Below are 6,559 nucleotides of genomic sequence, written 5' to 3'. Positions count from 1 at the left end.
TGCACTGCTCCCCGACCTTGGACCGCCGGAAGCTGGATTTTTCCGGCTGTCTCACGATGACGGGCTGGTGACGCCATCGGGATAATGCATGGCCATCGGGATGTTGTATCCGATCGCGCTGTGAGGTCGGTCTTCGTTGTAGTGTCTACGCCAATCTTCCAGCTTTTCGCGGGCGTCGGCAAGGCTCATGAACCAGTGCGCGTTCAGGCATTCCGCGCGGAGCTTCGAATTGAACGCCTCGATGAACCCGTTGTCGGTCGGTTTTCCCGGTCGCGAGAAGTCCAACGTGACGTCGTTGGCATAGGCCCAGAGGTCGAGGTCACGGGAGATGAACTCGCTGCCATTATCGACCCGAATGGTCTTCGGGTAGCCGATCTTGGCGCAGACCTTCTCCAGTGTTTGCACGACGTCTTCGCCGCGGTAGGCGAAGCGGGCATCAGCCGCTGGACAGAGCCGGGAATGGGTGTCCACCACGGTCAGGATGCGGAGCTTCTTGCCCATGGCGAGTTGGTCGTGAACGAAGTCCATCGCCCAGACATCGTTCGGGCCGACCGCTTCCTGGCGGTCCTCGCGCAGCTTCGCTTTCACCCGGCGTTTCGGGTGCTTGTTCCGCAGCTGAAGCCCCAATTCGTTGTAAATCCTGCGCGTCTTCTTCATGTTGATGATCCAACCTTCTCGCCGAAGCAAGACATGCACACGGCGATAGCCATACCGCACACGCGTCTCGCAGATCTCCCTGATCCGCCTTTCGACGGCAGCCTGATGCGTCCGCCGGGACTTGTAGTGGTAGCTGGACGTGTCAAGGCAGATGGCCCCACAGGCCTTCCGGATCGACACGCCCCAGTCGACGCACATCCCGGTCACGATCTCTCGCAGACGCCCAGGCTTCAGAGCTTTCGGCGGATCACGTCCTGCAACATCTCCCGATCGAGGGTCAGATCGGCGACGATCTTCTTCAGCCGTGTGTTCTCGTCCTCAAGCGCCTTCAGCCGGCGCATCTCGTCTGGCAGCAACCCGCCATATTTCTTCTTCCAATTGAAATAGGTCGCCTGGCTGATCCCCGCCTTGCGACAGATCTCCGCGACCGGCGTTCCCTGCTCCCCCTGCTTCAGGATGAACGCCTTCTGCGCCTCCGTGAACTTCGATGCCTTCATGCGTTTCCGCTCCTCTCCCAGCCAGGAAAGATTAGCCGAAAACTCCAGCTTCAAACGGTCCAGTTTTCAGGGGGCAGGTCAAGGTCGATGCGCTTGGGCGTGATGGGGCATTGTTGCCGGAGGCGCGGGAGCAGTCTCAGACTGGCTCCGCGACCGATACCAGCGCACCCGCCCTTTCAATGGCACGACCCGCATCCAGTAGTATGTCCTCGCGGAAGCGCGGTCCGATCAGCTGCACACCGACGGGTCGGTCGCGCACCGTCCCCGTCGCCACGCTGAGCCCCGGCATGCCGATCGTAGGCAGGGCGCGTTGGGTCAACTGCGCCTCGAAAACGCGCGCAAAGCTTTCGGGGGAGGCCACGTCCAGTTGCTGGTCGAACGGCAATTCGCCTGACACGGGGCAAAGCAGCACCGGGTATTCGTCCAGAAAGACCTGCCATTCGCGCATCAGCCCAACCCGGGCCTGAAGCGCCTGCATCAGATCCGCAAACCCAACGGTGCCCGCGGCCGCACTCATCTGGGCGAAGGCGAATTGTGCATCCGCCTCACCTTCCCGCTCCAGCACATCGGCAGCGCCGAACTGCATCTCCGACATCCAGAGGCAGGCGTTGATGTCCGCGGCGCGGCGCATGGGTGGGCAAGGCATCTCATCCACTTGCCAGCCCGCGTCCCGCAAGCGGTCTGCGGCGTTGATCAAGGCCGCCGTGACCGCGTTGCTTACTGGCAGGCCATCGGGCGCAAGGGTCAAAGCCGCACGCTTTGGGTAATCCGCCAGCAGGCGCGGTGCGGGCACATACCATGGATCGCGCGGGTCGGGCGCGGACATGGCGGCCAGCGCGATGTCCAGATCGGCGATGCTGCGGGCGATCGGCCCCGAGACGGCCATCAGTTGCGCCCCGATGAAGCGATCTGGCGCGCTGGCATTCCACGCCGGCACGCGCCCTGGCGTCGGACGCAGGCCGTGCAGCCCGCAAGCATAGGCCGGATACCGGATGGAGCCCGCAATATCCGTTCCATGTCCGATGGCACAGATGCCAGCCGCCACGGCCGCCGCCGCCCCGCCGGACGAACCGCCTGGCGTGATGTGCCGGTTGCGCGGGTTCAGCGTTTGCCCGTGAAGGGCGTTGTTGGTGAACCAGCGCAGCGAGAAGGCAGGCGTGTTGGTGCGTCCCACAAGGATGCCGCCCGCCTTGCGAATATTCGCGACCACGGGGCTGTCGACCTCGGCACGGTGATCGGCCAGCAGGCGCAGCCCGTTCGTCGTGGCGTGTCCTTGCTGATCGACATTGACCTTTATCGTGACCGGTACACCGCAGAGCGGACCTGCCTCCGCGCCCCGCGACAGTTCGGCGTCGAGCGCGCGCGCGGCGGCCAGCGCCTCCTCCGGGGCCTCTTGAACCACGGCATTGATCGCCGGGTTCACAGTGTCCAGCCGGGCCAGATGTGCCTGCGTGACCTCCTCTGCCGATACCTGCCGTGCCCGCACCTGCGCCGCGAGATCGCTTGCCGTCATTGTCCAAAGCTCTGTCACCGAAAGGTCCTTCCCGCACCGCAACCGAGCAGATCCTTGCAAGAGCGGCCCCTCTTGTCGAGTGGGGTCACGCCGGGCGCCTGTATGCGACGGACTCACCCGCGCGGAGGGCGGCCCGTGCTCTCAGACCACAGGTTGAAGCGTCAGCGCTTCCTGCTCCTGCGGGCCCGCGAACAGCATACCCAGCCGGTCGGTGGTGTCCTCCACCCCCGCCATCCGCAGCATGTGCCAGGCCAATGCGGTATTGCTGGAAATGACCGGGACGCCGATCGTCTGCTCTGCGATCGGGATCACATCGAGGCAGCGCAGGTTCGTGCAAGAGACGAAGACCGCGTCACAAGGTTCTTGCGCAGCCACCGTCTCAATCGCTTGGAGGATGGAGGCGGGGGTAATTCGCGCGACAACGCGGTCGTTGCCTTCCTCGAAGGAGCCGAAGCCCGCGATCTCGAAGCCGGCCTCCTCCAGCTTGGAACGCATCCGGGCGGAAACCTCTGCGATGTAGGGCGTGACGAACCCCAGGCGCTTTACGCCGAGCGCGCGGCAGGCCGCGATGACGGCTGCCAGCGGGTCGGTCACCTTGGCGCCAGGGCAGGCAATCCGGACCGCCTCCGCCACCTTGTCGGAGCCGATGACCGTAGAGGCAGAGGTGCAGCCAAAGCCGATCGCGTCGAACTGCAGGGACGGCGGAAGAAGACGCGCTGAAGCCGGCAGGTCCTTCTCCATCAACATAAGCGTATCTGGTCTGATCTCAGGCGCCATGGCGATGCGGCAGTGGTAGAGCGCGACGCCCGCGCGGTCCATGATGCGGGAGAATTCCGGCTCCATCGTTTCATCGGTTTCAAGGACGATCAGCCCAAGGTTCGCGCGCGTGCCCACGCCGCCGTCTGTCTGGAAGTCGAGTTTCATTTCTGGTCCTCAGATGATGGGGAGGTCGCGCGCCGCGCGCTCGGTCAGAAGCTCTGCGCCCGAAGCGCGCAGGACGATGTTTTCCTCATGGACCATGATGCGTCCGGCCCCGTAGCTCAGCGAGGGCTCTAGCGTCAGCACCATGTTCTCCGTCAGTTCCGTCCTGTCCCAGGCGGCGTGAGACGGCCATTCTGTCAACTGCATGCCAAGGCCATGACCCAGCCGCCCGACATCGCCGCCGACGTCGTCGATCTCGCGGATCACGGCCTGCATGGCCTCGAACAGGTCGCGGGCGGTCGCGCCGGGACGGGCGGCTGCGATCCCCGCTTCGGTCGCGCGCCACAGCACATCATAGGCCCGGCGCGAGGCGTCATCAGCGGCGCCGATGGCAAAGTTGCGGTCGAAATCGCAGAAATACCCGTCCCATGTTGCACCGGTGTCGAGCATCAGGATGTCGCCGCGCGCAAGCGGCCGATCCGAAGGCGGGGAGATCACGTCGTGATAGCCACCGGCATCGGCACCACCCACAAGGTACGGCACATCGTCCGCACCCTGAGCCAGTGCTTCCCGGCGAAAGGCGCGGAACAGGTCTTCCAGCGGCTGGCCTTCGCGCGCGATTTCGGGAACGCGGGCGAAGCTGCGCGAGCCTATGGCACAGATATGGGCGATCTTCTCGATCTCGGCCTCGGATTTTACCATGCGGAGTCCGCGCATCAGAGGGGTCCCGTCCGCGATCCGCAGGCCGCGAAGCCCGTCCATCAGGCGTTCGTAATCGCCCAAGGGCATCCGCAGATGGGTCTCGTGGCCCTTGGGCAGGCCGATCACATCGCCTGCGCGGGCCATCGGGGCCAGCAGTTCCGTCATCAGGCTGATCCCGTCATCCTCAGGAGCGGGCGCGCTCCAGGTACGGATATCGTCAAGCCATGTGCGGCGCATCAGGTCCGCGCCAATCTCGGGGATGATCGCCACAGGCTTGCCAACCGCAGGCACAAACAGGAACCACGGGCGCGTTGGGCTTTGCCAAAACAGAGTGTGAAAGCCGCTGAAGTAGCGCAGCTCGGCCTCGGTGGTCAATAACAGGCCTGCCCATCCGGCCTGTGCCATGTGGGCCTGCGCCCTAGAGGTGCGGTCCGCGTATTCCTGCTCGGAGAAACCGCGCGTGGGGCGGGCCATAGGGGTGATCATCTTGGGGACTCCTCGCGCATGGGAAGGCGATCCTCGACCAGCCGCACCCAGAATTCCGCGCCGATCGGAAGCAGCGCGTCGTTGAAATCGTAGTCAGAGGCATGCAGCGGCCGGCCATGTGCCGCGTCCGTGCCATTACCCAACAGCAGGAAACATCCCGGCAGCGCCGTGGCGAACTGCGCGAAATCCTCAGAAAAGCTCATCGGCGCCCGGTCGCGCAGCAGGTCGCACCCTGCGGCCTGCGCGGCGCGGTAAACGCCTTCGACCGGCGCCTCCGCGTTGATCGTCTCTACGAACTGCGTGTCAAAATCGACAGTCACCTCAATGCCGTGGGCTGCAGCGATGCCTTCTGCAATCTGGCGCATGAAGGTTCGGATCAGGTCGCGGTCACGGGGTACGCGGGCGCGAAAGTCGCCCTTCAGCCGTGCCACCCCCGGCAGCACATTGCGCTGTCCGTCGGTCAGGAACTCCGTCACCGAGACGACCGCCCCCGAGGCGGGCTCCAGCTTGCGGGCCACTATGGTTTGCAGGGCTAGTACAATCTCCGCCCCAACTGTGATCGCATCAACGCCGGTCTGCGGCATGGATGCATGGCCGCCGCGGCCCTTGATGATGATCTCGAACAGCGTTTCGCTGTTACAGATTATGCCGGTACGCGTGCTTATCTGTCCCAAGGGCGCACCCGGCAGGTTGTGAATCCCGAAAACCTCGTCCATCGGGAACCGCTCGAGCACGCCTTCTTCGATCATCGCCTGCGCGCCGAGGCCGTGTTCCTCGTTGGGCTGGAACAGGAAGACCACGGTGCCGTCGAAGGCAGGCGCCTGCACCAGACGCTCGGCGGCACCCAGCAGCATCGTGGTGTGCCCGTCATGACCGCAGGCGTGCATGACGCCTGCCATCCTGGAGACGTGATCATGCGTCGATGTCTCCGTGATCGGCAGCGCATCCATGTCGGCGCGCAGGCCGATTGCCCGATTGCCATGGCCCGCACGCAAAACCCCGACGACGCCTGTGCCCTCGTGTACCTCGAGGCCAAGGGCGCGAAGCCGCTCGGCCACGATGCGCTTTGTACGGTGTTCCTGGAAGCCGAGTTCGGGGTGGCGGTGCAGGTCACGCCGGATCTCAGTCAATCGCGTGTTAAAGTCGTCCATCTTGACACCGGCCCCTGGTTTGAGGCGATGATACACGGGCGTCTTGCGCGTCAGGCAGCAAGTTTCCGGCCCCAGATGAGAAAATTTCTCATTCCTAGGCCTGTTGGGGATAAATCCGGCAGCGTGGTCAGACGGATGCCGAATCCACAAGCGCCGGGATCAGATCGGCAGTGTCAGACCGACCTTGCTGCGATCCATCGCGATCGAGGTGCGGAAGCGGCGGACATTCGAGTTCTCGAAGAAGAGACGGTGGGTCAGCTGCTCGAAATCCTGCATGTCGCGCGCCGTACAGATCAGTATGAAGTCCGCTTCGCCGGTGACGTAATAACACTGTTGCACCTGCGGCTCCGCCTTTGCGCGCTTGCGGAACAGGTCCAGCTGCTGAAGGCTCTCGCGGTCCAGCTCCACTAGCACGACGAACGTCATCTTGCAGTCGAAGCGCCCCGGATCAAGCACCGCGACCTCTTTCATGATCATCCCGCTCTCGCGCAGCCGTTTCAGTCGGCGCTGCACGGACGGCACGGACAGGTTGCATTCCTGCGCAAGGCGTTCGAGCCCGATTCTGCAATCAGACTGAAGCACCCGCAGGATCTTCATGTCTGCCTCGTCAAGATTGCTTGTCATGCTGATTC

At 64.0% G+C, this 6,559-nt stretch carries 6 protein-coding genes; all 6 read right to left on the bottom strand.

From position 1 onward, the window contains the following. Positions 1–51: 51 nt before the first annotated feature. A protein-coding gene (locus DKT77_RS20620; RefSeq protein ID WP_109810157.1) for an IS3 family transposase occupies positions 52–1,154 on the bottom strand; the annotation gives its coding sequence in 2 pieces (ribosomal slippage) (positions 52–893 and positions 893–1,154; 1,104 coding nt in all). A 136-nt stretch (positions 1,155–1,290) separates the two neighbouring features. Then, a complete protein-coding gene (locus tag DKT77_RS20615) occupies positions 1,291–2,685 on the bottom strand; it encodes an amidase family protein (RefSeq protein WP_109813522.1) in 1,395 nt (464 codons plus the stop codon). A 123-nt stretch (positions 2,686–2,808) separates the two neighbouring features. Then, entirely contained in the window at positions 2,809–3,591 is a 783-nt protein-coding gene (locus tag DKT77_RS20610) for a maleate cis-trans isomerase family protein (RefSeq protein WP_109813520.1), read from the bottom strand. Positions 3,592–3,600: 9 nt separating this feature from the next. After that, complete coding sequence (locus DKT77_RS20605) at positions 3,601–4,776, bottom strand: M24 family metallopeptidase (RefSeq protein WP_238548071.1); 1,176 nt, start codon at positions 4,774–4,776, stop codon at positions 3,601–3,603. Then, positions 4,773–5,927, bottom strand: coding sequence for an amidohydrolase (locus DKT77_RS20600; protein WP_109813519.1), 1,155 nt, complete (start codon positions 5,925–5,927; stop codon positions 4,773–4,775). Before DKT77_RS20600 ends, DKT77_RS20605 begins: the two co-directional genes overlap by 4 nt. A 159-nt stretch (positions 5,928–6,086) precedes the next feature. Further along, positions 6,087–6,551 carry an Lrp/AsnC family transcriptional regulator gene (locus DKT77_RS20595; protein ID WP_109813518.1) on the bottom strand — a complete coding sequence of 155 codons (465 nt, stop codon included), beginning with the start codon at positions 6,549–6,551 and terminating at the stop codon, positions 6,087–6,089. Positions 6,552–6,559 lie beyond the last annotated feature (8 nt).

The sequence above is a fragment of the Meridianimarinicoccus roseus genome (assembly GCF_003172915.1).
Taxonomy (GTDB): Bacteria; Pseudomonadota; Alphaproteobacteria; order Rhodobacterales; family Rhodobacteraceae; genus Meridianimarinicoccus; species Meridianimarinicoccus roseus.
This window is presented reverse-complemented; position numbering and strand designations above follow the sequence as displayed.